This window comes from Agrobacterium sp. MCAB5 (assembly GCF_052114365.1).
Taxonomy (GTDB): domain Bacteria; phylum Pseudomonadota; class Alphaproteobacteria; order Rhizobiales; family Rhizobiaceae; genus Agrobacterium; species Agrobacterium tumefaciens.
This window is the reverse complement of the sequence record NZ_JBFREP010000208.1, coordinates 1-505: the sequence shown is the minus strand read 5'-3', so window position 1 is coordinate 505 and position 505 is coordinate 1. Positions and strand designations below refer to the sequence as shown.

Here is a 505-nt window from a genome sequence, read left to right as displayed (position 1 = left end):
CGTCAGATGCTCGACTTCAACCTGCAGCGTCTGGCGCACAGGGCACGATCCGGAAAGCTCGAAGGAGTTCGTCTTGAGGCCGGAACGTTGATCATCACACCAACTGCCAGCGAAATCCCTGTGGCCGCCGAGGCACTGAATGCCGAGATCAGCGATATGTATCCGTTGGTCGAGGTTCCCGACCTGTTAAGGGAAGTGCATGAATGGACTGGCTTTGCAGATTTATTCACGCATGTTCGCACCGGCGACGTCCCAAAAAATGTTTCTGCCATGCTGGCTGGTGTATTGGCCGATGCTACGAACCTTGGCCCCAAACGAATGGCGGGCGCCTCCAAGGGGATTAGCGCTCACCAGATTGGGTGGATGCGCACATTCCACGCCCGATCGGAGACATACCGCACGGCTCAAGCGTGCATCACCGATGCCCACACCCAGCATCCGCATTCGCGCCTTTGGGGCAATGGCACAACGTCGTCGTCCGATGGCCAATTCTTCCGTACGAGCG

Annotated in this window: 1 protein-coding gene; it reads left to right on the top strand. The window is 57.8% G+C overall.

The annotated features are described in order from the left end of the window. A partial coding sequence (locus AB4Z23_RS28255) for a Tn3 family transposase (RefSeq protein WP_441361277.1) occupies nt 1-505 on the top strand: 505 nt, incomplete at both ends.